Raw genomic sequence first — 23945 nt, 5'->3', positions numbered from 1 at the left:
ATGATGGCCGCCCCGCTCCACGATACGATCGTCGCCCTCTCCTCCGGCTCGCTGCCCTCCGGCATCGCGGTGATGCGCGCCAGCGGCCCGGCGGTGCGCACACTTCTGGCAAGCCTTGCCGGCGGCGTGCCCGCGCCGCGCCGCGCCTCCCTGCGCCTCATCCGCGACGAGGAAGGGAAGGCGCTGGACCGGGGGCTGGTGCTGTTCTTCCCCGGCCCGGAGACGGCGACGGGCGAGGACGTCGCCGAATTCCACCTGCATGGAGGCCGGGCGGTGGTGGCCGGCTTCCTCCAGGCGGCGACGAGCCTTGCCGATGTGCGACTCGCCGGCCCGGGCGAGTTCACCCGGCGCGCCTTCGTGCACGGGCGCATCGACCTGACCGAGGCCGAGGGGCTTGCGGACCTCCTGGCCGCCGAAACGCAGGGCCAGCGAAGGCGGGCGCTGGACCAGGCCGAGGGGGCCCACCGCGCGCTCTATGAGGACTGGGCGGCCCGGCTTCTGCACGCGCGCGCCATGCTGGAGGCCGAGTTCGACTTCTCGGACGAGGACGACGTGTCGGAGGGCGTCTCGGCGGCGGCGCTGGAGGAAGCGGGGCGGCTGGCGCGTGAGATTGCCGCGCATCTCTCCGCCGCCGGCCGGGGCGAAATCCTGCGCGAGGGCTTTCGCGTCGCGCTGGTCGGCTCTCCCAATGCGGGCAAGTCGAGCCTTCTCAACGCCCTGGCGCGAAGGGACGCCGCCATCGTTTCCGATATTCCTGGCACCACGCGCGATCTGGTGGAGGTGTCGCTCGACATGGGGGGCGTTCCCGTGCGGCTGGTGGACACGGCGGGCCTTCGCGAGGCGGGCGACGCCATCGAGGCCGTGGGCGTGGAGCGCGCCCGCGGGGCGATGGAGGAGGCCGATCTGGTGCTCCTGCTCCAGCCGCCGGAGGAGAGTCGTGAAAGCGCGATGACTCACGTGAAACAGGTGCCCGCCCACAAGCTCCTCCTGCTGCGCTCCAAGGGCGACCTTGCGGGAGGGCTCGAAGGCCCGTCCGTCTCGGCCGCGACCGGCGCCGGGCTGGCGGAGCTTGAATCCGCGCTGGCGGATCGCGCGCGGGCCGCCGTGGGCGATCCCTCGCAACTCGTGCCGACGCGCGAGCGCCACCGGCTCATCCTGCGCGCGGCGCTGGACGAGCTGGAGGCGCAACCCCTCCCCGCCCTGCCCCCCGAAATCGCCGCAGAGACCTTGCGCCGGGCGGGCGACCGGCTGGCCGCGCTGACGGGGGCGCGGGGCGTGGAGGACATTCTCGACATCGTATTCTCGCAATTCTGCATCGGGAAGTAGCACGGCAGACCGCCCGCATCGCTTCCCGCCGTTCCGTTCGCCAACCTCCGCCTTCACCCTCATGCTCAGCGTGCCGAAGCACGAAGGTGACGCACGAGCGTGCGGCTGGCGCCTCGCCCTTCGACAGGCTCAGGATGAGGGCTACGGGGACGTCGGGCACCGGGCCGGCCGGTTGCGCCCAAATGAGGGAGGCCCATCCCCCGCGCCCCGCCGCCGAAACCGCCGCCGCGTCCCTGCGGCATTGACGGGGGCGCGGGGCGCGGAGGACATTCAGGCATCGTTCTTGCCATTCCGCATCGGGACAAAGCATGACTGAACCGCTCATCCGCGCCGCGGAGCGCTCGGACGCGCCCGCACTGGCCCGGCTCTTCAACCAGCCCTCCTATCGCCACGGCACGATGCGCCTGCCGTTCGAGACCCAGGAGATGGTGGAAAAACGCCTGTTCGACCGCGCGGGGGATACGACGCTTCTTCTCGTCGCCGAACTCGACGGCGCCGTCCTCGGCTCCGCAGGCCTCACCCGGTGGACCGGACGCCGCTCCCATGTCGGCCTCCTCGGCATCGGGGTGGACGAGGCCCATCGGCGGCGCGGTATCGGCCGCGCGCTGATGGCGGCGTTGATCGATACGGCCGACAACTGGTTCGGGCTTCGCAGGATCGAGCTGGAGGTGAATGTGGACAACGAGGCCGCCATCGCTCTCTACACATCGCTCGGTTTCGAGATCGAGGGGCGGGAGCGGCAGGCGATCCTGCGGGACGGCGTGCTGGTGGACAGTTTCCGCATGGCGCGCCTGAAGGACGCGCCGCCGCCCGCCGGCGACGATTGACAAGGCAGGCGGTTGGCGGCTTAACCCTTTCGCATGACCCCCGATCTCTCCTTCGATGTCGTCGTCATCGGCGGCGGCCATGCCGGATGCGAGGCGGCCGACGCGGCCGCGCGCACGGGCGCGCGCACCGCGCTCCTGACGCATCGCTTCGATACGGTGGGCGCCATGAGCTGCAACCCGGCCATCGGCGGCATCGGCAAGGGCCATCTGGTGCGCGAGATCGACGCGCTGGGCGGGCTGATGGGCGAGGTCGCGGATGCGGCCGGCATCCAGTTCCGAATGCTCAACCGCCGCAAGGGGCCCGCGGTCCACGGCCCGCGCACCCAGGCCGACCGCAAGCTGTATCGCGCTGCCATGCAGGCGCGGATTCGGGCCCGTAACGACCTTACGCTGGTGGAAGGCGACGCAGCGGATCTGGCTTTCGACCAGGAGGGGCGTGCGACGGCGGTGATACTGGCCGACGGGCGCCGGCTTGGCTGCGGCGCTGCGGTGCTGACGAGCGGCACCTTCCTGAACGGTTTGATCCATATCGGCGAGACGCAGATTCCGGCGGGTCGCATGGGCGAGGACCCTTCGCTCGGCCTTTCCGCCACGCTGGCGCGGCTCGGCCTTTCGCTCGGACGGCTGAAGACCGGCACGCCCGCCCGCCTCGACGGGCGCAGCATCGACTGGACCGGGCTCGACGTGCAGCGGCCCGACGACGAGCCGGTGCCCTTCTCCTATCTCACCCGCCGCATCGAGAACCCGCAGATCGACTGCGGCATCACGCGCACGAGCGAGGCGACCCATCGCATCATCCGCGAGAACCTGTCGCGCTCGGCCCTTTACGGCGGCCGGATCGAGGGCGCCGGCCCGCGCTACTGCCCCTCCATCGAGGACAAGATCGTCAAGTTCGGCGACCGCGACGGGCACCAGATTTTCCTGGAGCCGGAAGGGCTGGACGACGACACGGTCTATCCGAACGGCCTGTCCACCTCCCTCCCGGAAGACGTTCAGCACGCCTTCCTGCGCTCCATTCCGGGGCTGGAACGGGTCGCGATCCTGAAGCCCGGCTATGCCATCGAATACGACCATGTCGATCCGCGTGAGTTGACGCGCGGGCTGGAAGTGCGCAAGGCGAAGGGCCTGTTCCTCGCGGGGCAGATCAACGGCACCACGGGTTACGAGGAAGCAGCCGCGCAGGGGCTGGTCGCGGGGCTTAACGCGGCCCGGCGGGCCGGGGGCAGCGAGCCGGCGGTGTTCGGGCGCCAGGATGCCTATATCGGCGTGATGATCGACGATCTGACGCGAACGGGCGTGACCGAGCCCTACCGCATGTTCACCTCGCGCGCGGAGTTCCGGCTGTCCCTGAGGGCCGACAATGCCGACCGCCGGCTGACGCCGCTCGGCCTTTCGCTCGGCCTCGTCGAGGAGCGCCGGCGGCGTGTGTTCGAAGCGAGCGAGGAGGCTCTCGGGCGCGCGCGGGAAACGCTTCAGTCCCTGACGATCACCCCGAACGCGGCCTTGCGCCGGGGCCTGTCCGTCAATCAGGACGGGCGCGCGCGAACGGCTTGGCAGCTTCTGTCGCAGCCCGGCAACAGCCTTGAGAGCCTCTCGGCCCTCTGGCCGGAGCTGTCCGACATCCCTCCTGCGGTGGCGGCGCGCGTCGAGATCGAGGCCGGCTACGACGTTTATCTGGAGCGGCAGAGGCGGGAACAGGCCGCCCTGAAGCGCGACGAGCAGCGCAGCATCCCGCAGGATTTCGATTTCAGCCGTCTCAAGGGCCTGTCCATCGAGCTTGCGCAGAAGCTCGACAGCCGCCGTCCGGGCAGCATCGCGGAGGCCGAGCGCATCGACGGCATGACCCCCGCTGCGCTGGCCATCCTCCTGGTGGCGCTGCGCAAGAGCGAACTCGCCCGTGCCGCATAGCTCTCGTCTCCAGAATGCGCCTGCGACCCTTGCCGGCGATCGCGCGACGGTGCTTTCGCGCAACGCTGTTTCACGTGAAACAGTGGCGCGTCTGGATGCCTATGCGGCCCTGCTCCTGAAGTGGCAGAACAGCATCAACCTCGTGGCGCCCTCGACGCTTCCCAGCCTCTGGACACGGCATCTCGAGGAGGGCCTGTTCCTTGGCTCCCTCATGCCGAAATACGGGCGCGTCGTCGATATCGGCTCCGGCGGGGGGCTGCCGGGACTGGTGCTGGCGATCCTTCGAACGGAACGAGGGCTGGGCGTCGATCTCGTGGAAAGCAACGGCAAGAAGGCGGCCTTTCTGCGAACCGTGGTGCGCGAACTCGGCCTGAATGCGGCGGTGCACGCGAGCCGCGTCGAGGATTGCGGCGCGATTCTGGAAGAGGCCGACCTGGTGACGGCCCGTGCTCTGGCTTCGCTGGACAGGCTGATGGCGATGGTCGGACCGCATGTGAAACCAACCTCCGTCTGCTGGTTTCCCAAGGGCCGCGACGTCGAGGCGGAAATCGCGGAGGCCTCTGCCCATTGGCGCTTTACCATGGTAAAGCACTCTTCGAAGGTCACACCGGACTCCGTCGTCCTGGAGATCGCCCGTCTGGAGGGCCTGGGCGCGTGATTCAAGGGATCGAGTCGGTGCCGAACCGAAATGCGGGCGAGCGTGCCCTGTTGATTCGTCCGGACGGCAGGATCTGGAAGTCTGGCTTGGAGCGCAGTCTTGGATAATCTGTCCCAGCGCACGATGCGGGTGATCACCATCGCCAACCAGAAGGGCGGCGTCGGCAAGACCACGACGGCGATCAATCTGGCCACCGCGCTCGCCGCCGTGGGCAAGCGCACGCTTCTCATCGACCTCGACCCGCAGGGGAACGCCTCCACGGGGCTCGGCATCGACCGGGCCGATCGTGACGTTTCCTCCTACGACGTCATTCTCGAGCAGGCCTCCATCACGCGGGCCTCCGTCGAGACGGCGGTGCCCAATCTCTTCATCATTCCCTCCACGCTCGACCTCCTCGGCGTGGAGATGGAGATCGCCGGCTCCAGCGGGCGCGCCTACCGCCTGCGGGACGCGCTGCATTTCCATTCGGTGGAGGATGCGCATTACGATTTCGTGCTGATCGACTGCCCTCCCTCCCTGAACCTCCTCACGATCAACGCCATGGCGGCGGCCGATTCGATCCTCGTGCCGCTGCAATGCGAGTTCTTCGCGCTGGAGGGCCTGAGCCAGCTTCTGGAAACCGTGGAGCAGGTGCGCGACACGCTGAACCCCTCGCTGCACCTGCACGGCATCGTCCTCACCATGTATGACGGGCGCAACAACCTGGCCGCGCAGGTGGTGAAGGATGTGCGCGCCTATATGGGCGAGCATGTCTACGAGACGATCATTCCGCGCAATGTGCGGGTTTCCGAGGCGCCCTCCTTCGGCAAGCCGGCCATTCTCTACGACATGAAGTGTTCGGGCAGCCAGGCCTATATCCGCCTCGCCTCCGAGATCATCCAGCGCGAGCGGCAGGGACGGGCCGCCGCATGAGCACGCGCGCCCTGCCCGCCTTCCCGCGCCCCATCCCGCCGCGCCCGGCCCGGTTCCGCCCCGTTCAGGAGATCGCCCGATGACCGAAGACAAGTCCCGCGCCCGCCTCGGCCGTGGCCTCGCCTCGCTGATCGGCGCCGGCGGCACGGCGGGCTCTGGCGCCCGCCCCGCCTTGCCCTTCGCGCCGCGCGAGGGGCAGGAGGCGGGCGGCGAGCGCAAGGTGGCCATCGGCCGGCTTTCGCCCAATCCGCGCAATCCGCGCCGCAGCTTCGTGGCCGAGGATCTCGGCGAGCTGACCGCCTCCATCCGCGTGCACGGCGTGGTGCAGCCCATCCTGGTGCGCCGCAAGGCGGGCGAGGGCAGCGGTTTCGAGATCGTGGCCGGCGAGCGGCGCTGGCGCGCGGCGCGGGAGGCGGGGCTGGCGGACGTGCCCGTGGTGGTGCGCGAGATTTCCGACCGGGAATCGCTCGAGATCGCCATCATCGAGAACGTCCAGCGCGCCGATCTGAACCCGATCGAGGAAGCGCTCGGCTATCAGATGCTGATCGACGAGCACGACTATACGCAGAACGACCTCGCCGACGTGCTGGGCAAGAGCCGCAGCCACGTGGCCAACACGCTGCGGCTCCTGAAGCTGCCGGAGGCGGTGCGGGATCTGGTCTCGGGCGGGCGCCTGAGCGCGGGGGCGGCGCGCACGGCCGTGTCGATGGACGATCCTGAGGCCTTCGCGCGCCGCATCGTCGAGGAGGGCATGAGCGTGCGTGAGGCGGAGGGCGCGGCACGGCAGACGCGCGCCCCGAACGCGGCGCCCGCGCCGAAGCGCAAACCGGCCGCGCCCGCCAAGGATGCCGACACGCGCGCCCTGGAGGCGCTGCTCTCCGACACGCTGTCCATGACGGTGGCGATCGACCTCAAGGGCGAGGGCGGGCGGCTCTCGCTGGACTTCGCCAGCCTCGACCAGCTCGACGAGCTGTGCCGCCTGCTTCAGGCCCGCAAGGGCCTTGCCGAGCCGCGCGTGCGCAGCCTGTAGGGCGCAGCGGGCCCGGAAGTTTCCTGAGGAAGAGAAGGGCCGTCAGAGACCGTTCGAGACTTCGGGCGGGCCCGGCCCTGCGGGTCCTTTTTTCGCCGCCGCCGCGTCGCTGATCCTCGCCCATGCCGCCGGCCATCGCCTGGCTCCTCGCGGACGACGAAAAATTCCTCGTAGGCCCTCCGCCGCCGAAGTCTCGAACGGCCTCTCAGCGCCGACGCGTGCGGGCGCGTGCGGCCTGCACGCCGATCTCCATCAGGCTGCGATGCATGATGGTGACGGAGAGCGCGGCATGCCGGCGGCTGTCGAGAATGTCGCGCTCCAGCCGCGTCAGGACGGCGGCGATGGCCTCTTCCTCCCACGCCACCAGGGCCGCCTCCATCGCGGCGCGGCGGCGAAAATGCGGGCGGCGGCGCTCGACCACGGCTGTCGGCACCGCGCCGCCGCGCTCCACCTCCTGTCGCATGGCCAGAAGCTGCTGGAAGTAGCGCAGGAGCGCCTGGTGCAACTGGAAGGTGGCGGTGCCGGAGGAGGTGAGCCGCTCGATCAGCTCCGGCAGGCGCTTCACCTCGCCGCTGGCGGCCGCGTCCACCGCCTCGTCCACCGTCTCGGCCGAGACGTCGCCGACGATGGCCGAGACGTCCTCCTCCGTGATCCCGGCCTTGCCGCTCGCATAGAGGCACAGCTTCTGCACCTCGCCGCGCGAGGCGAGCCGGTCTGCGCCCAGCCGGCTTCGCAGGAGATCGCGCGCGGCGCGCTCGATTCCGAGGCCGGCCTTTTCCAGCTCCTCGTCGATCATCCGGTCGAGCGCGCGCCCCTCGTCCTGGTAGCAGGGCAGCGCCATGGTGGCGCGGCCGCGCTCGGCCTGCTGGCGCAGGGCGGCGTTCTTCTTCAGGTCGCCCGCCTCGATGACGATGGTCGCCCCCTGCGGGGGCTTCTGGGCGAGGTCCGCCACCGCGTCGGCCAGCGCCTTGCCGTTGCCCGCGCCCCGCACGCGCACGAGGCGCCGGCCGCCGAACATGGAGACGGTGCCGGCCTCGTCGAACAGGCGGCCGATGTCCTTCTCCAGCTCGTCGGCGGAGAGCGTGACGCTGGCGAAGGGATCGGACGGATCGACGCCCGAGAGCGCGGCGAGCTTCTGCGCCCGCTCCGAGACGAGGCCCGGATCCGGCCCGTAGAGAAGCACCACGGGAAACGAGGTGTCGGGGCGCGAGAGAAAGGCCTCGACCTCGCCGGCTTTCTTCTGCGCCATCAGTTGGTCGCGAGTGCGGGCTGGCCCTCGATCTCGCGCCGCAGGATGGGCAGCACCGCGACGGCGAGGCGGTCGGCCAGCTCGGCCGCGCTCTTGTCGCGCGCGTCGATCAGCGCCCGGTCGGCGGCGAAGAGCTGCTCGCTGCGGTCGTAGGGCGCGGTGGAGAAGCGCGTGCCGCTGCCCAGCACCGCGCCGTCGGAGACGCGGCGCACCGTGTAGCTGGCCTGGATGCGGTAGAGGCTGGCGGTGGGAACGCCCGAGCCGCCCTGGACGGACACGTCCTGCTCGAAGCCGCTGACGTCGAGCACCACCTCGTAGAGCGGCTCGCGCACGGGGGTGGCGCCGTTGAGGCGGAACAGGAGCGGGTTGCGCACCACCTGCGCCGTGCGCGAGCCGGCCTCCGACACGGCGATGCGCCCGGAAAGCGTCTCCACCCCGGCGAGCGGCTGCCCGGTGACGGGCGAGACAGGCCCTTGCCCGTGCAGCGGCGCGGCCGTGCAGCCGGCCAGCGCCAGCACGGCCAGGAGAGGCAGGAAGAGCTTAGAGGACGACATTGACGATCCTTCCGGGCACGACCACGACGCGCTTGGGCGCCTGACCGTTCAGCATCTCGCGCACGAAGTCGAGGGCCAGAGCGGCGCGCTCCACCTCTTCCTTGCCCGCCTGTGCGGCGACACGAAGGTCGCCGCGCTTCTTGCCGTTCACCTGAACCGGCAACACGATCTCGTCGTCCTTCAGAAGGGCGGGGTCCGGCACGGGCCAGCTCGCGGCGGCCACGAGCCCCTCCTGCCCCAGCGCCGCCCAGCATTCCTCGGCAAGATGCGGCATCATGGGGGCAAAGAGGCGGGTGAGGATCGAGAGGGCCTCGCGCGCGGCCGCGCGCAGCGAGGGGTCTGCCTCCAGCGCCGCAGGGGCCAGCGCGGCCGAGAGGGCGTTGACCAGCTCGTAGAGGCGCGCCACGGCCTTGTTGAAGGCCAGGCGCTCGATGTCGTCGCCCACGCCCGCCGCCGTGCGGTGGGCCGCCTTGCGCACGCCCTCGGCGGCCTCGCTGAACGCGCCGCGGAACGATTCGGAGCCGGAAAGAAGCCCGGCGCTTTCGGACACCAGCCGCCAGAGGCGCTGGACGAAGCGATGGGCGCCTTCCGCGCCGGCCTCCGTCCAGATCACGTCGCGCTCGGGCGGCGAATCGGAGAGCATGAACCAGCGCGCCGTGTCCGCGCCGTAGCCGGAGATGATGTCGTCGGGATCGACAACGTTCTTCTTCGACTTCGACATCTTCTCGATGGAGCCGATCTCGATCGCGCCGCCCGTGGACAGGCGCGTGGCGGTGCGCCGGCCGTCCGCCTCCACGATGGCCACGTCGGTGGGCGCCACCCATTCGCGTCCGTCGCGATAGGTCTCGTGCACCACCATGCCCTGCGTGAACAGGCCCTTGAAGGGCTCGTCCAGCGCCAGATGCCCGGTGGCGCTCATGGCGCGGGTGAAGAAGCGCGAATAGAGCAGGTGCAGGATCGCGTGCTCGATGCCGCCGATATACTGGTCCACCGGCAGCCAGGCATCGGCGATGGCCGGCACGGTCGGACCGCTCGCGCGCGGCGCGGTGAAGCGCGCGAAATACCAGGAGGAGTCGACGAACGTGTCCATCGTGTCCGTCTCGCGGGTGGCCGCGCCGCCGCATTGCGGGCAGGTGGCGTTCCGCCATGTGGGGTGGCGGTCCAGCGGGTTGCCCGGCTTGTCGAACTCGATATCGTCGGGCAGCCGGACCGGCAGGTTCTCGCGCGCCTCGGGAACGACGCCGCAGGCCTGGCAGTGCAGCACGGGAATGGGGCAGCCCCAATAGCGCTGGCGCGAGACGCCCCAGTCGCGCAGGCGGAAGTTCACCTTGCGCTGCGCCTGCGGCCGCCCGGCCAGCGTGGCCGATTCGAGCCGGCGCGCCACCTCCTCGAAGGCGGCGTCCGGCGACAGGCCGTCCAGGAAGCGAGAGTGGAACAGGGTGCCCTCGCCCGTATAGGCCTCCTTGCTTATCTCGAAGCTCTCGGGCGCCTCGCCGGCCGGCAGGACCACGGCCCGGACGGGCAGGGCATGGCCGCGCGCGAAGTCCAGGTCGCGCTGGTCGTGCGCGGGGCAGCCGAAGACGGCGCCGGTGCCGTAGTCCATCAGCACGAAATTGGCGACATAGACCGGCACGGTCCAGTCCGGGTCGAAGGGGTGCACGGCGCGCAGGCCCGTGTCGTAGCCCTTCTTCTCGGCGGTCTCGACGGCCTCGGCCGAGGTGCTGGTGCGCCGGCACTCCTGCGCGAAGGCCGCCAGCGCGGGGTCGCTGGAGGCCAGGGCCCTCGCCACGGGGTGGTCGGCGGCGATGGCCAGGAAGGAGGCGCCGAACAGCGTGTCGGGCCGGGTGGTGAACACCTCGATCTCGGGCGCCAAAGCGGGCTCGGCCAGCGCCATGTCCGAGGCGCGTTCGTTGCCGGCCAGCGCCCAGCGCAGCATCAGCCCCTCGGAGCGGCCGATCCAGTTGCGCTGCATCAGCCGCACCTTCTCGGGCCAGCCGGGCAGGCGGTCGAGGGCGGACAGCAGGTCCTCGGCGAAATCGGTGATCTTGAAGAACCACTGGACGAGCTCGCGCTGCTCGACCTCGGCGCCCGAGCGCCAGCCGCGCCCGTCGATCACCTGCTCGTTGGCCAGCACCGTCTGGTCCACCGGGTCCCAGTTGACCTTGGACTTGCGGCGATAGGCCAGGCCCTTGTCCAGCATGTCGAGGAAGAGCATCTGCTGGCGGTGGTAGTATTCCACGTCGCAGGTGGCGAATTCGCGCGACCAGTCCAGCGACAGGCCCATGGACTTGAGCTGCCCGCGCATCGTGGCGATGTTGGCATAGGTCCATTCGCGCGGATGCACCTTGTTCTGCATGGCCGCGTTCTCGGCCGGCATGCCGAAGGCGTCCCAGCCCATGGGGTGCAGGACGTTGAAGCCCCTGGCCCGCTTGTAGCGCGCCACCACGTCGCCCATCGCGTAGTTGCGCACATGGCCCATGTGGATGCGCCCCGAGGGATAGGGGAACATCTCGAGCACGTAGTATTTCTCGCCGGCCGCGTCGGTGTCGGTCTCGAAGAGCCTGGCTTCGTCCCAGGCCTTCTGCCAACGGGGGTCGGAAGCGCGGGCGTTGTAGCGTTCTGTGGCGGCCATGGAAACGGCGGGTCTCGCTGATCGGGGAGTGCGTGATAGGATGCGACTGGGGACGAATGAGGTCAGTAAGCGTTTACTGACCCGGTGTCACCGCATCGAATAACGGCCCCTCCCCCGCTTGCCAATCCCGCCGCAGGACGACCCATGACCCCATCCGCCCCCGCCGCACAGCTTCAGACCGTCCAGGACCGGATCGCGGCCGCGCAAAAGCGCGCCGGCCGGCCCGACGGCTCGGTGACGCTGGTGGCCGTCTCCAAGACCTTCGAGGCCCCGGACATCCGCCCCGTGCTGGAGGCGGGCTGCCGCGTGTTCGGCGAGAACCGGGTGCAGGAGGCCAAGGCCAAGTGGCCCGCTTTGCGCGAGGCGTTCGAGGGCGTGGAGCTGCACCTCATCGGCCCGCTCCAGTCCAACAAGGCCGCCGAGGCGGTGGCCCTGTTCGACGTGATCGAGACCGTGGACCGCGAGAAGATCGCCCGCGAGCTGGCGCGGGAGATGGACCGGCAGGGCCGGCGCCCGCGCCTCTACGTGCAGGTCAATATCGGGCAGGAGGCGCAAAAGGCGGGCATCGCGCCCGGCGAGGCCGTTGCCTTCGTGGAGCGCTGCCGCGCCGCGCACGGGCTCGCCATCGAGGGGCTGATGTGCATCCCGCCGCTGGAGGGCGACCCGGCGCCGCATTTCTCGGCGCTGGCCGGCCTCGCGCGGGAGGCCGGCCTCGAAAAGCTCTCCATGGGCATGTCGGGCGATTTCGAGGAGGCCATCGCGCAGGGCGCCACCTCGGTGCGCGTCGGCTCGGCGATCTTCGGCGGGCGCGGATAGGCCGGGCGGCATGTCGGGCGCGGCGCGGCGCCCTATGTGGCGCTTGCTGCGTTCCTTACCTTCCCGCGAGGCCCCGCTTGTCCCTCTCCTCCTCCCAGGCCGATCTCGCCTACAAGACGGTGACGGTCGCCGGCATCGTCCTTGCAATGGCGGTCGGCGTGCTCGTCCTGTACTTCGCCGCGTCCGCCTTCTTCATCCTCTTCGCCAGCTTCGTGGTGGCGGCGGTGTTCGACGGGGCCGCGCGCGGCCTTGCCATGCTCGGCGTGCCCAGGAAGCTCGGGCTCGTGATCGTCTTCCTCGTCACGCTGGCCGCGGTCGCCGCGCTCGCCTTCTTCGGCGGGGCGACGCTCGTCACACAGGCCGGCCAGCTCTTCGAGGCCCTGCGCGAGCAGTCGCAGGAGCTCATGTCCTGGCTGGCCGGCGTGCTGCCGGCGGGGGTGGAGGCCGAGGTGGAGGCGATGGAGCCCTCGGACCTCCAGACGATGATGCCGGACGCGGGCGGCGTCGTCTCCTCCGCCTCCACGGCCGTGTTCTCGGTGCTGGGCGGCATCACGAACTTCTTCATCATCCTGTTCCTGGCCGCCTTCGTGGTATGGCAGCCCGGCGTCTACCGGCGCGGGCTCGTCAGCCTCTTCCCGAAGGAGAAGCGCGCGCGCATCGCGCAGACGACGGACGCCTCCGCGCATTCCCTGCGCATGTGGCTGCTCGGCGAGGCGATCTCCATGGTCACCGTCTTCGCCGTCTCCTGGCTCGGCCTGTGGCTGATCGACATGCCCTACGCCTTCCTGCTGGCGCTGCAGGCCGGGCTGCTGGCCTTCGTGCCCACGCTCGGCGCGCTGGTGGCCGGGGTGCCCATCGTGCTGACGGGGCTTTCGGTCAGCCCCACCATGGCGCTGCTGGGCCTTGGCGTCTACGTCGTCATCCAGGGGGTGGAAAGCAACATCACCACGCCCATCGCCCAGCGCTGGGCCACCTCGCTGCCGCCGGCTCTCACCTTGAGCGTGCAGCTCATCTTCGGCCTGATCTTCGGCCTGGCCGGCTTCATCCTCGCCGTGCCGCTGATGGCGGTGCTGATGGTGGTGATCCGGATGCTCTATGTGGAGGACGTGCTCGGCGGCGGGCTGGACAAGGACGGGCAGGGCTGAGGGCCGGGCGGCTTCATTTCGCGGCGCGACTTGGCTAGAAACGTTTTCAACGATCGGCGACAGGAGGAGGGTTGCATGAGCGCGACGGTGGTTCCCATCAAGGACGAGTGGAAGGCGAACGCCCTTCTTTCGCAGGACACGTATCGCGAGTGGTACGAGAGGAGCGTGTCGGACCCGGACGGGTTCTGGGGCGAGCACGGACGGCGGATCGACTGGATCAGGCCGTTCCAGCGCGTCAAGAACACCTCCTTCGCGCCCGGCGCGGTCTCCATCCGGTGGTTCGAGGACGGCACGCTCAACGTCTCGGCCAACTGCATCGACCGGCACCTGGCCGAGAGGGGCGATCAGGTCGCGATCCTCTGGGAGGGCGACGACCCGAAGGATTCCCGCGCCATCACCTATCGCGAGCTGCACGGCGAAGTGTGCCGGATGGCCAATGTGCTGAAGGCGCGGGGCGTGAAGCGGGGCGACCGCGTCACGCTCTACATGCCGATGATCCCCGAGGCCGCCTACGCGATGCTCGCCTGCGCGCGCATCGGCGCCATCCATTCGGTGGTCTTCGGCGGCTTCTCGCCCGACGCGCTGGCCGGGCGGCTGGAGGGGGCGAGCTCCTCCGTGCTCGTCACCGCCGACGAGGGCTATCGCGGCGGGCGCACCGTGCCGCTGAAGGCCAATGTGGACCGGGCCGTGGAGATCGCCGCCAGGGCCGGCCACGGCGTGGAGACCGTCCTCGTCGTGCGGCGCTCCGGCGGGGCCGTCGGCTTCCAGGAGGGGCGCGACATCTGGTGGCACGAGGCGCGCGAGGGCGCTTCGCCCGAGTGCGAGCCGGAGGAGATGGGCGCGGAGGATCCGCTCTTCATCCTCTACACCTCCGGCTCCACCGGCAAGCCGAAGGGCGTGCTGCACAGCTCGGGCGGCTATCTCGTCTATGCCTCGATGACGCATCAATACGTCTTCGGCTACCGGCCGGGCGACATCTACTGGTGCACGGCCGATGTGGGCTGGGTCACGGGCCACAGCTACATCGTCTACGGGCCGCTGGCCAACGGCGCGACGACGCTGATGTTCGAGGGCGTGCCGAACTATCCCGACCAGTCGCGCTTCTGGCAGGTGATCGACAAGCACAAGGTCAACATCTTCTACACCGCGCCCACCGCGATCCGCGCCCTGATGGGGGCGGGCGACGAGCCGGTGAAGGCGACCTCGCGCAAGAGCCTGCGCGTCCTCGCCTCGGTGGGTGAGCCGATCAACCCGGAAGCCTGGAACTGGTACTACAAGGTCGTGGGCGAGGAGCGCTGCCCGGTGATGGACACCTGGTGGCAGACGGAGACGGGCGGCATCCTCATCACGCCGCTGCCGGGGGCCACGGATCTCAAGCCCGGCTCGGCGACGCTGCCCTTCTTCGGCGTGAAGCCCCAGATCGTCGACAATGAGGGCCGCGTTCTGGACGGGGCGGTGGACGGCAATCTGTGCATCGTCGATTCCTGGCCGGGCCAGATGCGCACGGTCTACGGCGACCACGAGCGCTTCGAGCAGACCTATTTCTCCACCTACGAGAACAAGTACTTCACCGGCGACGGCGCGCGCCGCGACGAGGACGGCTACTACTGGATCACCGGCCGGGTGGACGACGTCATCAACGTCTCGGGCCACCGCATGGGCACGGCGGAGGTGGAATCCTCGCTCGTGGCGCACGAGAAGGTCTCGGAAGCGGCGGTGGTGGGCTACCCGCACGACATCAAGGGGCAGGGCATCTACTGCTATGTGACGCTGATGGAGGGGGTGGAGCCCACCGACGAGCTGCGCAAGGCGCTGGTGGCGCATGTGCGCCAGGACATCGGCGCCATCGCCTCGCCCGACAAGATCCAGTTCGCGCCCGGCCTGCCCAAGACGCGCTCGGGCAAGATCATGCGCCGCATCCTGCGCAAGATCGCCGAGGACGATTTCGCCGCGCTGGGCGACACCTCGACCCTGGCCGATCCGGGGGTGGTGGACGACCTGGTGGACAACCGCCAGAACAAGCGGGGCTGAAAAGGCAGGCAACGCGGATAAGGGGCCGGCCTTGCGCGAAGCTTGGCCGGCTTCGTTTTGCCCCCTTGCGCAATCGGGCGCGAGGACCCATCCTTTCCTTGTGTTCAACGTAGCGAAAGGGGGTGATCCGATGTCGAGTGATTTCCAAATGCCGGTCGGGTCTTCGTATCTGATGGCGTCGACGGAGCAGCCTTCGCTCGCCGCCTAAGGTAGGTCAGGCCGCCGAGGGGTCGCTTGGGACCGCCGGCATGGCAGACATCACGGGGCCGCTTCCTGGGGACAGGGAGCGGCCTTTTGCTGCTTAGGACGGCGGGCGCCGCCCCGGCCCTTCAGGCATAGAGGTCGCGGCGCGTGGGCGGCAGGCCGGAGGGGCCGCGCTCGCGGCGCGAGGCCAGCGTCTGGTTGACCATGGCGGTCGCGCTTTCGAAGCCCAGCGCGCAGCCGGCCAGATAGACCAGCCACAGCCGCGCGCGCGGCTCGCCCACCTCGGCCACCGCCGCCTCGAAATTGTCCTGCAACCGCTGCGCCCAGAGCCGGCAGGTGCGGGCGTAGTGCTCGCGCCAGTTCTCCACGTCGTGCACCTCGAACTTGTGCTGCTCGAGCTTCTGGAGCGAGTGGCCGATGAAGTCCAGCTCGCCGCCGGGGAAGATGTAGCGCGTGAGCGCCTTGTATTCGCGCGAGCGCTTGGCGCGGAACTCCTTCACGCTGCGCCGCGCCCCGCGCGTGATCGCGTGGTGCAGATAGAGCCCGCGCGGGCGCAGGAGGCGGTGGACGGTGCGGAAATACTCGTCGTGATGCTCGAAGCCGACATGCTCGAACATGCCGATCGAGGCGATCTTGTCGAAGGTGCCGGTCAGCTCCCCGAAGGGGCGCAGCTCGATGGTCACGCGCTCCGCTAGCCCGGCCGCGCGCACCCGCTCGGTGGCCAGCTCGAACTGGGCGCGCGAGAGCGTGACGCCGTGGCCGGTGATGCGCCGGGTGGAGGCCGCGTGGATGAGGAGCGCGCCCCAGCCGCAGCCGATGTCCAGGAAACGCTCGCCGTCGGCCAGGCGCAGCTTGCGGCAGATCATCTCCAGCTTGTCGGCCTGCGCCTTGTCGAGATCCTCGTGCCAGCCGTCGAAATAGGCGCAGGAATAGACCATCCGCTCGTCCAGGAAGGTCTGGTAGAAGCGGTTGGACAGGTCGTAGTGGAACTGGATGGCCTCGGCGCTGGAGCCGCTGGCCCCCGCGCCGCGCCCCGCTTCCAGCGCCCGCGCCTTCTCCCGCCGGTGCAGCGCGTAGAGCGAGGGCAGGGAGCGCGCGACCATCCATTTGTCGAGCGCCTTGAGCGCGTGCCTGGTGCGCACCTGGCGCCGCGCGGCGGCCAGATCGAAGATCGTGCCGCCCTCGATGTCGATGGCCTTGTCCATCCACAGCTCGATCAGCGTGTCGATGCGCGGGCGGAAGGGCAGGTGGGAGAGCGCGACGGGGTCGTTCAGCGTCAGGGCGGGGCCCTCGGCCGGGCCCAGCCGCTCGCCTGTCCAGAGGCGGACGGCGAAGGGCGGCCTGAAGGTCTGCACCGCGTGGCGCACCAGTTCCTCGAGCCGGGCGAGCGGTCTGGAATCCTCGGGGCGGATAGGCGCATGCTGCATCGCCGGACCTTTCGACGAAACGCTATGGACGCCTTAATATGGACCGAGTTCTCGGCGCGGCCAATCCGGCTCGTCCGAAGGGCGATCCTCAGCCCCGTTCCGGGCCCTCCTCGCCGCGCGCGCCGAGGAGGGGGCACCAGTCGCGCCGCCGGCCGCCCTCATAGGGCGCCACCAGCTCCTCGCGCAGGGGGCGCCGTGCCAGATCCGGCTCGCCGGCCACGGAGAGATCGGCGAGCACGCGCCCGAAATACTTGTCGCCCGAAATGTCGTGCAGCCGCACCGGCCCCTCGCCGATCAGCTCGACGAGACGGTTGCGGGCTCGCTCGGCCGCCTCGCTCTCGCCGGGGCACTTGCCCTTCAGCTCCGGCGCGTCGATGCCGCGCAGGCGCACGGCGACATGCACGGCCTGCATCGGCCAGACGAAGGCGAGAACCTCCACCGTGTCGCCGTCGCGCACCTTCACGACGGAGGCCTCCACCGGCCCGGCGATGCGGCGCGGCATCTCCTGCGGGGCGGCCGGGTGGGCGGCGCCGAGGCTCAGGGCGAAAGCGAGGACAGGCGCGCGCAGCATGGATGTCGCCAAGGGTCGTTGACAACATTCCTATACCCCATGCAACCGCGCATGGGCAAGGGGCACGTCCTGCCGGTGTGATAGGTAACTTGCGGTTGCGACCTCGGCGAAGATATGAAGGAAGTCCTAATCAGAAGTCCGAGGCGATGCCGTTCTTTTCCCAGTCGCCGAACCGCACGGGCTCGGGGCCCTTGGGGCCGTGAAGCTCGGCCGGGCGCTCCTGAGGCGCGGCGGCCTCACGTCTCTCCTGCGCCTCGCGCAGCGCGCGCCGGGCGGCGGGCGTCAGGGCGCGGGCGGCGGTTTCATCGCTCATGGGCTTGGCCTTCCCTTCGGTTTCGGCGCATTGAAGGACGGATCGCCGAACACCAGATTTGCACCGGTCGGTTTCACGTGAAACCTTTTCGCTGCTCCAGGGAGATGCACCGCTCGATGAACATGATCAAGACGGCAATGCTGATCGCATTCATGACCGCCCTGTTCATGGGTGTCGGTTACCTCATCGGCGGCAGCCAGGGCATGATGATCGCCCTCGTCGTCGCCGCCGGCATGAACCTTTTCGCCTACTGGAATTCCGACAAGATGGTGCTGCGCATGCACCATGCGCATGAGGTGGATGAGCGCACCGCGCCGGACTACTACCGGATGGTGCGCGGGCTGGCGGCCAATGCGGGCCTGCCCATGCCCAAGGTCTACATCATCGAGAACGAGCAGCCCAACGCCTTCGCCACGGGCCGCAACCCGCAGAACGCGGCCGTGGCGGCCACGACCGGGCTCCTCAAGCGGCTGACGCCGGAGGAGGTGGCCGGCGTGATGGCGCACGAGCTGGCGCATGTGCAGAACCGCGACACGCTGATCATGACCATCACCGCCACGCTGGCGGGCGCGATCTCCATGCTCGGCAATTTCGCCTTCTTCTTCGGCGGCAACAACGGCGACAACCGCAACCCGCTCGGCATTATCGGCGTGCTGCTGGCCATGATCGTGGCGCCGCTGGCCGCCATGATGGTGCAGATGGCAATCAGCCGCACGCGCGAATATTCGGCCGACCGGCGCGGCGCGGAAATCTGCGGCAACCCGATCTGGCTGGCTTCCGCCTTGCAGAAGATCGCCACGGCGGCCGGCCGCACGGTGAATGTCGATGCGGAGCGCAATCCCGCCACGGCCCACATGTTCATCATCAACCCGCTCAACGGCCAGCGCGCCGACGCCCTGTTCTCCACCCATCCCGACACGGGCAACCGCATCGCCGCGCTTCAGGCCATGGCGCGGGAGATGGGGGCGGGCGCGGCGCGGGGCGAAAGCGCCTTCGGCGCGGGGCTGCGCCATTCCGGGCGCGGCGCGAGCAGGCTGCCCTCCGGCGGCTCGCGACGCGGCTCCGGCCGGGGCCCGTGGGGTTGAGCGCGCCCGCCCGCCGCCCCGCCATCGCCACGCAGGACGAGGCGCCGGGCCTTGCCTCCCGGCGCGTCGCCGCGCGGCTTCTCGCCGCCGTCGTGGAGGCCCGCACCTCGCTGGACGGGCTGACGGATGCCGGCGGCGGCCATCCCGAATACCGCCGGCTGGACGCGCGCGACCGCGGCCTCGTCAAGGCCATCCTCATGGCGGCCCTGCGCCGGCGGGGCACGGTGGAGGCGATCCTCGCCGCCTGCCTCGACCGGCCGCTGCCCGGCAAGGCGGCCTCGCTGAGGACGCTGCTGCATATCGGCGCGGCGCAGATCCTGTTTCTCGACGTGCCCGATTCGGCGGCCGTCGACACCTCGGTGGAACTGGCCCGCGCCGACCCGCGCAACGCCCGCTTCACCGGGCTCGTCAACGCGATCCTGCGGCGCGTGTCGCGGGAGAAGGAGGCGTTCCTCGCGCGCTTCGACGATCCGGCGCTCGATTGCCCGCCCTGGCTGTTCGAGCGCCTCGTGGCGGCCTATGGCGAGCCCCGCGCCCGCGCCATCGCGCTGGCGCACCGCCGGCCCGCGCCGCTCGACCTCAGCGTGAAGGCCGACGCGGCGGGCTGGGCGGAGCGGCTGGGGGGCGAGGCCCTGGCCACCGGCACCGTGCGCCTGCCCCCGCTCGACCGCGCGGTGACGGAGCTGGCCGGCTTCGCCGAGGGCGCCTGGTGGGTGCAGGATGCCGCCGCCGCCCTGCCGGCGCGGCTTCTGGGCGAGGTTTCCGGCTCGACGGTCGCCGATCTGTGCGCCGCGCCCGGCGGCAAGACGGCGCAACTGGCGGCGGCCGGCGCGCGCGTGAGCGCCTTCGACATTTCCAAAAGTCGCATGAAGCGCCTTCAGGAGAATTTCGCGCGCCTGGGGCTGAGCGCCGAGACGCATATCGGCGACCTGCGCGCCTTGGCGGCGCGCGAGCCCTTCGACGCGGTGCTTCTCGACGCGCCGTGCTCCTCCACCGGCACGATCCGCCGCCATCCGGACGTGGCCTATACCAAGGACGCCGCCGAGATCGGCAAGCTCGCGGGCGTGCAGGCCGCGCTTCTGGCCGCCGCGGCCGGGCTGGTGCGGCCGGGCGGGCGGCTCGTCTTCTCCAACTGCTCACTCGACCCCGTGGAGGGCGAGGCGGTGGTCGAAGCCTTCCTGGCGGCGCGGCCCGACTATGCCCGCCTTCCGGTGCGGCCCGCCGAGCTGCCGGGGCTGGAGGAGGCCGTGACGAGCGCGGGCGAGGTACGCACCACGCCCGACATGCTGGATCGCGGAACGCCCTCCCGCTCCGGCCTCGACGGGTTCTTCGCGGCTCGGCTGGCGCGGCTCGGCTGAGCGGGACGGCTCCATTTTAGCAAAGCGTTTACCTCGATAGCCGAAACTTGGCTCCAGCAGGGCCGGGGGCAGGATGCCGCCTCGCCTGGCTGAAGTCGGGTGAAGGCGATGACGATTGCTGCGGAACTGGTCGACGACCCGCGCCTTGCGGGTTTGATGGCGAAGGAGGCCTGGCGCCGCGCGCGCCGGCGCCTGCGCACCTCGCCCTCGCTGCTGTGGCTCGTGCATCGGCGCGCCTCCGAATCCGACCGGCTGATGGCGGTGCCGCGCCAGATCGAGCGCGGGGACCGCGCCGTCGCCGAGGCGATCTATGGCGGCCGTTTCGAGCTGGCCGGCCATGTGGCGCTGATGGGCGCGACGACGCCCTTCCGGGTGAGCGAGGCGCCCGAGGGGTGGCAGGCCGAGCTTGCCAGCTTCGAATGGCTGCGCCATCTCGCCGAGGTCGAGGACGCGCTGGCCAGCGCCAATGCCCGTGCCCATGTGGGCGACTTCTACGCGCTGCGCCGCCGCCGGCGCGCGCCGGTCGCCATGCGGCCCGACATCATCGCCCGCCGCCTCATGGCGCTCTTCACCCATGCGCCGCTGGTGCTGGCGCAGGCCGAGCCGGCCTTCACCCGCCGCTTCCTGGAGCGACTGGCGGGCGAGGCGCGGCTCCTGCGGCGCATGGCACCGGAGGTGACGGACGGCCTGCCGCGCCTGCAAGTGCGCATCGCGCTGGCCTATGCCACGCTGTGCCTGCCGGGCGCTTCGGCCATGATCAGGACGGCGGGCGCCAACCTCGCCGCCGAACTCGACCGGCAGATCTTCGCCGATGGCGGCCATGCGTGCCGCAACCCGGACGCCATCGCGCTCCTGCTCAAGCAGCTCCTGCCGCTGCGCCAGCTCTATTCGGCGCGCAACCTGGCGGTGCCGCGCGGCCTCTTCTCCGCCATCGACAGGATGCTGCCGGCGCTGCGCTTCTTCCTCCATGCCGATGGCTCGCAGGCCATGTTCAACGGCGCGGGCCTCGTCTCGCGCTCGCTCCTGGCGGGCCTCCTGCGCTTCGACGAGACCCTGGGCGACCCGGTCGGCCACATGCGCCAGTCGGGCTACCAGCGGCTGGCGCAGGGCGGGGCGGTGCTCATCGCCGATGCCGGGCTCGCGCCCGTGGCGACCATGTCGGGCGAGGCCCATGCGGGCACGCTCGCCTTCGAGTTCTCCTCCGGCCGCCAGCGCTTCGTGGTCAATTGCGGGCCCTCCCCGCGCGACGAATGGCGGCGGCTGGCCCGCGCCACGGCGGCCCATTCCACGGTGACGGTGGGGGACCGCTCCTCCTCGCGCTTCCCGCGCTCCGAGCGCCTCGGGCGCTTCCTCGGCGGCCCGCTGGTGGCCGGGCCGACGCGCGTGCCCGCCACGCGCCAGGACGGACGCGAGGGCCAGCATCTGACGCTCGCCCATGACGGCTACCGCGCCGGCTTCGGCCTGATCCACGAGCGCGAGCTGCTCCTCTCGCCCGACGGAATGCTGCTGGAGGGCGCCGACAGGCTGCACAAGGCCGCCGGGCGCGGCGTGCGCGCGGGCGAGGCGGAGGGCGCGCTGCGCTTCCATCTCCATCCCGACGTGGTGGCCGAGCAGGCCGGCAAGGGGATTCGCCTGGCCGGGGGCGGGGAGGTGTGGTGGTTCTTCGCCGACGCGCCGGTTTCGCTGGAGGATTCCATCGTCTTCTCCTGCCCCGACGCCCCCCGGCCCACCGCCCAGATCGTCGCGCGCTTCGAGCCGGGCCGCGCCGAAATCAACTGGCGCTTCGAACGCCAGCATTGAGCGGACGGAGCGCGGGGCACCGCCGGATCGTGCGCTTCACGGAGGCTCACGTCCCGCCCCCGCCCCGGCCTCGGCCGGCTCCTGCCTTGGCTCTTCGTCATCCCGGATCAAAGCCGGGATGACTACGGGAGGAATGACCAAGGGAGAGCGGATAACCAAAAGGTATGCCGGCGAAAGGTCCGCACGAGGAGCGTTCAGCCATTGAATCGGGCGCGGAACGATCCGATCTTGGGTGGATGCGCCCGATCCTTCTGTTCGCCGTCCTCTTCCTGTCCGCCTGCGGGATGACCCGCACCGTGGGTGTCCTGCCGCAGACGCTGGACAATCTGGAGCGCGACACCGCCGCCGCGCGTGAGGGCCGCGAGGCGCGCTGAACGCAATGAACGGGTTCCGGCCGCCGCCGCAATGGTCTATGGGGCGGCGGAAAGGCCCGGCCGCCGCTCCGGGCCCCCGCTGACGCGCCCGGAGATTTCAGCCCCATGGCCCTTGCCGCCAACACTTTCCCCGCCCCCGACCGCCTCCCCCTGCGCCGCGCGCTCCTGTCCGTCTTCGACAAGAGCGGGCTGGTGGAGTTCGCGCGCGGCCTGTCGGAACTCGGCGTCGAGCTTCTCTCGACCGGCGGCACCGCGAAGGCGCTTTCGGCGGCGGGCCTTGCGGTGAGGGACGTCTCGGACGTCACCGGCTTTCCCGAGATCATGGACGGGCGCGTGAAGACGCTGCATCCCGCCGTGCACGGAGGGCTGCTCGGCATCCGCGCCGACCCGGCGCACGCGGCGGCGATGGAGGCGCACGGCATTCAGGGCATCGACCTTCTGGTGGTCAATCTCTACCCGTTCGAGGAAACCGTCGCCTCCGGGGCCGAGGCGCCCGCGGTCATCGAGAATATCGACATTGGCGGGCCGGCCATGATCCGTGCCGGGGCCAAGAACCACGCCTATGTGGCGGTGGCCACCGACCCGGCGGATTACGGGGCGATCCTCGAGGCGGTGAGGGAGGGGCAGGGCACCGACCTCTCCCTGCGCCGGCGCCTCGCCGCCAAGGCCTTCGGGCTGACGGCCTCCTATGACGGCGCGGTCTCGGCATGGTTCGCGGCAAAGGCGGGCGAAGGCGCGCCGGCGCGCGCCAGCTTCTCCGGCACGCTCGCCGGAACGCTGCGCTACGGCGAGAACCCGCACCAGAGCGCGGCCTTCTACCGCACCGGCGAGGTGCGCGCGGGCGTTTCCACCGCGCGCCAGGTGCAGGGCAAGGAATTGTCCTACAACAATATCAACGACACCGACGCCGCCTTCGAGCTGGTGGCCGAGTTCGACCCGCAACGCACGGCGGCCGTGGCGATCATCAAGCACGCCAACCCCTGCGGCGTGGCGGAGGGTGAGAGCCTGGCGCAGGCCTATGGGCGGGCGCTGGCCTGCGACCCCGTCTCGGCGTTCGGCGGCATCGTCGCGCTCAACCGGCGCCTCGATGCGGCGAGCGCGGCCGAGATCGTGAAGATCTTCACCGAGGTCATCATCGCGCCGGAGGCGGACGAGGAGGCCATCGCGCTGGTGGCCGCCAGGAAGAACCTGCGCCTGCTCCTCACCGGCGGCCTGCCGGACCCGCGCGCCCGGGGCACGCTGGTGAAGTCGGTGGCGGGCGGGCTTCTCGTCCAGTCGCGCGACGCGGGACATATCGACGATCTCGACCTCAAGGTCGTGACGAGGCGCGCGCCCACGGCGACCGAGATGGCCGACCTGAAATTCGCCTTCCGGGTGGCCAAGCACGTGAAGTCGAACGCCATCGTCTATGCCCGGGACCTGGCGACGGTGGGCATCGGGGCAGGGCAGATGAGCCGGGTGGATTCGGCCCGCATCGCCGCGCGCAAGGCGCAGGACGCGGCAAGCGCGGCCGGCGGCGAGCCCCTGACGCGGGGCTCGGCGGTGGCGTCCGACGCCTTCTTCCCCTTCGCCGACGGGCTTCTCTCCGCCGTCGAGGCGGGCGCCACGGCCGTGATCCAGCCCGGCGGCTCGATGCGCGACGAAGAGGTGATCCGCGCCGCCGACGAACACGGCATCGCCATGGTGCTCACCGGCATGCGTCACTTCCGGCATTGAACGAAGCTT

General features: G+C 70.5%; 20 protein-coding genes. 14 read left to right on the top strand and 6 right to left on the bottom strand.

Translation table 11 applies throughout. From position 1 onward, the window contains the following. The 6 genes from mnmE to J7654_RS04740 all read left to right on the top strand — a co-directional run bounded on the left by mnmE (position 1) and on the right by J7654_RS04740 (position 6661). Positions 1 to 1326: a tRNA uridine-5-carboxymethylaminomethyl(34) synthesis GTPase MnmE gene (mnmE, locus tag J7654_RS04765; RefSeq protein WP_209740224.1), complete on the top strand. Its 1326-nt coding sequence runs from the start codon at positions 1 to 3 to the stop codon at positions 1324 to 1326. Positions 1327 to 1634: 308 nt separating this feature from the next. Beyond that, the gene (locus J7654_RS04760; protein ID WP_209738663.1) at positions 1635 to 2153 is read left to right on the top strand and encodes a GNAT family N-acetyltransferase; all 519 of its coding nucleotides are present in this window, start codon (positions 1635 to 1637) and stop codon (positions 2151 to 2153) included. 33 nt (positions 2154 to 2186) lie between these two features. Further along, the gene (gene mnmG, locus J7654_RS04755; RefSeq protein ID WP_209738661.1) at positions 2187 to 4061 is read left to right on the top strand and encodes a tRNA uridine-5-carboxymethylaminomethyl(34) synthesis enzyme MnmG; all 1875 of its coding nucleotides are present in this window, start codon (positions 2187 to 2189) and stop codon (positions 4059 to 4061) included. 82 nt (positions 4062 to 4143) lie between these two features. Continuing rightward, positions 4144 to 4719: a 16S rRNA (guanine(527)-N(7))-methyltransferase RsmG gene (rsmG, locus tag J7654_RS04750; protein ID WP_245195646.1), complete on the top strand. Its 576-nt coding sequence runs from the start codon at positions 4144 to 4146 to the stop codon at positions 4717 to 4719. Between the two features lie 123 nt (positions 4720 to 4842). Further along, on the top strand, positions 4843 to 5631 hold the full coding sequence (locus J7654_RS04745) for a ParA family protein (protein WP_209740222.1): 789 nt from the start codon (positions 4843 to 4845) through the stop codon (positions 5629 to 5631). A 79-nt stretch (positions 5632 to 5710) separates the two neighbouring features. Beyond that, positions 5711 to 6661, top strand: coding sequence for a ParB/RepB/Spo0J family partition protein (locus J7654_RS04740; protein ID WP_209738659.1), 951 nt, complete (start codon positions 5711 to 5713; stop codon positions 6659 to 6661). 205 nt (positions 6662 to 6866) lie between these two features. Here the strand turns inward: J7654_RS04740 and holA are convergent, their stop codons facing one another. Genes holA through leuS form a run of 3 tightly spaced genes read right to left on the bottom strand, consistent with a single transcriptional unit; the run spans position 6867 to position 11096 of the window. Beyond that, complete coding sequence (gene holA / locus J7654_RS04735; protein ID WP_209738657.1) at positions 6867 to 7910, bottom strand: DNA polymerase III subunit delta; 1044 nt, start codon at positions 7908 to 7910, stop codon at positions 6867 to 6869. Beyond that, positions 7910 to 8464 (bottom strand): hypothetical protein, encoded by a 555-nt coding sequence (locus tag J7654_RS04730; protein WP_209738655.1) that lies wholly within the window; start codon positions 8462 to 8464, stop codon positions 7910 to 7912. Before J7654_RS04730 ends, holA begins: the two co-directional genes overlap by 1 nt. Then, positions 8451 to 11096 carry a leucine--tRNA ligase gene (gene leuS / locus J7654_RS04725; RefSeq protein ID WP_209738652.1) on the bottom strand — a complete coding sequence of 882 codons (2646 nt, stop codon included), beginning with the start codon at positions 11094 to 11096 and terminating at the stop codon, positions 8451 to 8453. Before leuS ends, J7654_RS04730 begins: the two co-directional genes overlap by 14 nt. Positions 11097 to 11240: 144 nt before the next feature. Between leuS and J7654_RS04720 the strand changes: the two genes are divergently transcribed. The 3 genes from J7654_RS04720 to acs all read left to right on the top strand — a co-directional run bounded on the left by J7654_RS04720 (position 11241) and on the right by acs (position 15088). Continuing rightward, positions 11241 to 11912, top strand: a complete 672-nt coding sequence (locus J7654_RS04720; RefSeq protein ID WP_209738650.1) for a YggS family pyridoxal phosphate-dependent enzyme — start codon at positions 11241 to 11243, stop codon at positions 11910 to 11912. A gap of 77 nt (positions 11913 to 11989) precedes the next feature. Continuing rightward, positions 11990 to 13057, top strand: coding sequence for an AI-2E family transporter (locus tag J7654_RS04715; protein WP_209738649.1), 1068 nt, complete (start codon positions 11990 to 11992; stop codon positions 13055 to 13057). Positions 13058 to 13132: 75 nt separating this feature from the next. Continuing rightward, entirely contained in the window at positions 13133 to 15088 is a 1956-nt protein-coding gene (gene acs, locus J7654_RS04710) for an acetate--CoA ligase (RefSeq protein ID WP_209738647.1), read from the top strand. 329 nt (positions 15089 to 15417) lie between these two features. On the opposite strand, the gene J7654_RS04705 is transcribed toward acs, so the two are convergent. The 3 genes from J7654_RS04705 to J7654_RS04695 all read right to left on the bottom strand — a co-directional run bounded on the left by J7654_RS04705 (position 15418) and on the right by J7654_RS04695 (position 17603). After that, positions 15418 to 16719, bottom strand: coding sequence for an SAM-dependent methyltransferase (locus J7654_RS04705; RefSeq protein WP_209738645.1), 1302 nt, complete (start codon positions 16717 to 16719; stop codon positions 15418 to 15420). An 88-nt stretch (positions 16720 to 16807) separates the two neighbouring features. Then, complete coding sequence (locus J7654_RS04700; protein ID WP_245195645.1) at positions 16808 to 17302, bottom strand: thermonuclease family protein; 495 nt, start codon at positions 17300 to 17302, stop codon at positions 16808 to 16810. Positions 17303 to 17420: 118 nt separating this feature from the next. Next, positions 17421 to 17603, bottom strand: a complete 183-nt coding sequence (locus tag J7654_RS04695) for a DUF1674 domain-containing protein (protein ID WP_209738643.1) — start codon at positions 17601 to 17603, stop codon at positions 17421 to 17423. Between the two features lie 116 nt (positions 17604 to 17719). Here J7654_RS04695 and htpX point away from each other — a divergent pair, with 116 nt between their 5' ends. The 5 genes from htpX (at position 17720) to purH (ending at position 23936) form a co-directional block, all read left to right on the top strand. After that, positions 17720 to 18688, top strand: a complete 969-nt coding sequence (gene htpX, locus J7654_RS04690; RefSeq protein WP_209738640.1) for a zinc metalloprotease HtpX — start codon at positions 17720 to 17722, stop codon at positions 18686 to 18688. Next, positions 18685 to 20046, top strand: coding sequence for an RsmB/NOP family class I SAM-dependent RNA methyltransferase (locus J7654_RS04685; RefSeq protein WP_245195644.1), 1362 nt, complete (start codon positions 18685 to 18687; stop codon positions 20044 to 20046). Before htpX ends, J7654_RS04685 begins: the two co-directional genes overlap by 4 nt. A gap of 108 nt (positions 20047 to 20154) precedes the next feature. Beyond that, the gene (locus J7654_RS04680; protein ID WP_209738636.1) at positions 20155 to 21846 is read left to right on the top strand and encodes a heparinase II/III family protein; all 1692 of its coding nucleotides are present in this window, start codon (positions 20155 to 20157) and stop codon (positions 21844 to 21846) included. Positions 21847 to 22082: 236 nt separating this feature from the next. Then, positions 22083 to 22220, top strand: a complete 138-nt coding sequence (locus tag J7654_RS04675) for a hypothetical protein (protein ID WP_209738635.1) — start codon at positions 22083 to 22085, stop codon at positions 22218 to 22220. 105 nt (positions 22221 to 22325) lie between these two features. Beyond that, on the top strand, positions 22326 to 23936 hold the full coding sequence (gene purH / locus J7654_RS04670; RefSeq protein WP_209738634.1) for a bifunctional phosphoribosylaminoimidazolecarboxamide formyltransferase/IMP cyclohydrolase: 1611 nt from the start codon (positions 22326 to 22328) through the stop codon (positions 23934 to 23936). Positions 23937 to 23945 lie beyond the last annotated feature (9 nt).

It is taken from the genome of Aureimonas populi (genome assembly GCF_017815515.1).
Classification (GTDB): domain Bacteria; phylum Pseudomonadota; class Alphaproteobacteria; order Rhizobiales; family Rhizobiaceae; genus Aureimonas; species Aureimonas populi.
This window is presented reverse-complemented; position numbering and strand designations above follow the sequence as displayed.

Excerpts from the sequence above, each read along its gene's own strand:
- J7654_RS04705 (WP_209738645.1), bottom strand. The coding sequence starts at position 16,719 with ATGCAGCATGCGCCTATCCGCCCCGAGGATTCCAGACCGCTCGCCCGG.
- leuS (WP_209738652.1), bottom strand. The coding sequence starts at position 11,096 with ATGGCCGCCACAGAACGCTACAACGCCCGCGCTTCCGACCCCCGTTGG.
- J7654_RS04730 (WP_209738655.1), bottom strand. The coding sequence starts at position 8,464 with ATGTCGTCCTCTAAGCTCTTCCTGCCTCTCCTGGCCGTGCTGGCGCTG.
- J7654_RS04760 (WP_209738663.1), top strand. The coding sequence starts at position 1,635 with ATGACTGAACCGCTCATCCGCGCCGCGGAGCGCTCGGACGCGCCCGCA.
- htpX (WP_209738640.1), top strand. The coding sequence starts at position 17,720 with ATGAACATGATCAAGACGGCAATGCTGATCGCATTCATGACCGCCCTG.
- J7654_RS04680 (WP_209738636.1), top strand. The coding sequence starts at position 20,155 with ATGACGATTGCTGCGGAACTGGTCGACGACCCGCGCCTTGCGGGTTTG.
- J7654_RS04745 (WP_209740222.1), top strand. The coding sequence starts at position 4,843 with ATGCGGGTGATCACCATCGCCAACCAGAAGGGCGGCGTCGGCAAGACC.
- mnmE (WP_209740224.1), top strand. The coding sequence starts at position 1 with ATGATGGCCGCCCCGCTCCACGATACGATCGTCGCCCTCTCCTCCGGC.
- J7654_RS04740 (WP_209738659.1), top strand. The coding sequence starts at position 5,711 with ATGACCGAAGACAAGTCCCGCGCCCGCCTCGGCCGTGGCCTCGCCTCG.
- mnmG (WP_209738661.1), top strand. The coding sequence starts at position 2,187 with ATGACCCCCGATCTCTCCTTCGATGTCGTCGTCATCGGCGGCGGCCAT.
- J7654_RS04695 (WP_209738643.1), bottom strand. The coding sequence starts at position 17,603 with ATGAGCGATGAAACCGCCGCCCGCGCCCTGACGCCCGCCGCCCGGCGC.
- J7654_RS04675 (WP_209738635.1), top strand. The coding sequence starts at position 22,083 with ATGCGCCCGATCCTTCTGTTCGCCGTCCTCTTCCTGTCCGCCTGCGGG.
- acs (WP_209738647.1), top strand. The coding sequence starts at position 13,133 with ATGAGCGCGACGGTGGTTCCCATCAAGGACGAGTGGAAGGCGAACGCC.
- holA (WP_209738657.1), bottom strand. The coding sequence starts at position 7,910 with ATGGCGCAGAAGAAAGCCGGCGAGGTCGAGGCCTTTCTCTCGCGCCCC.
- purH (WP_209738634.1), top strand. The coding sequence starts at position 22,326 with ATGGCCCTTGCCGCCAACACTTTCCCCGCCCCCGACCGCCTCCCCCTG.
- J7654_RS04720 (WP_209738650.1), top strand. The coding sequence starts at position 11,241 with ATGACCCCATCCGCCCCCGCCGCACAGCTTCAGACCGTCCAGGACCGG.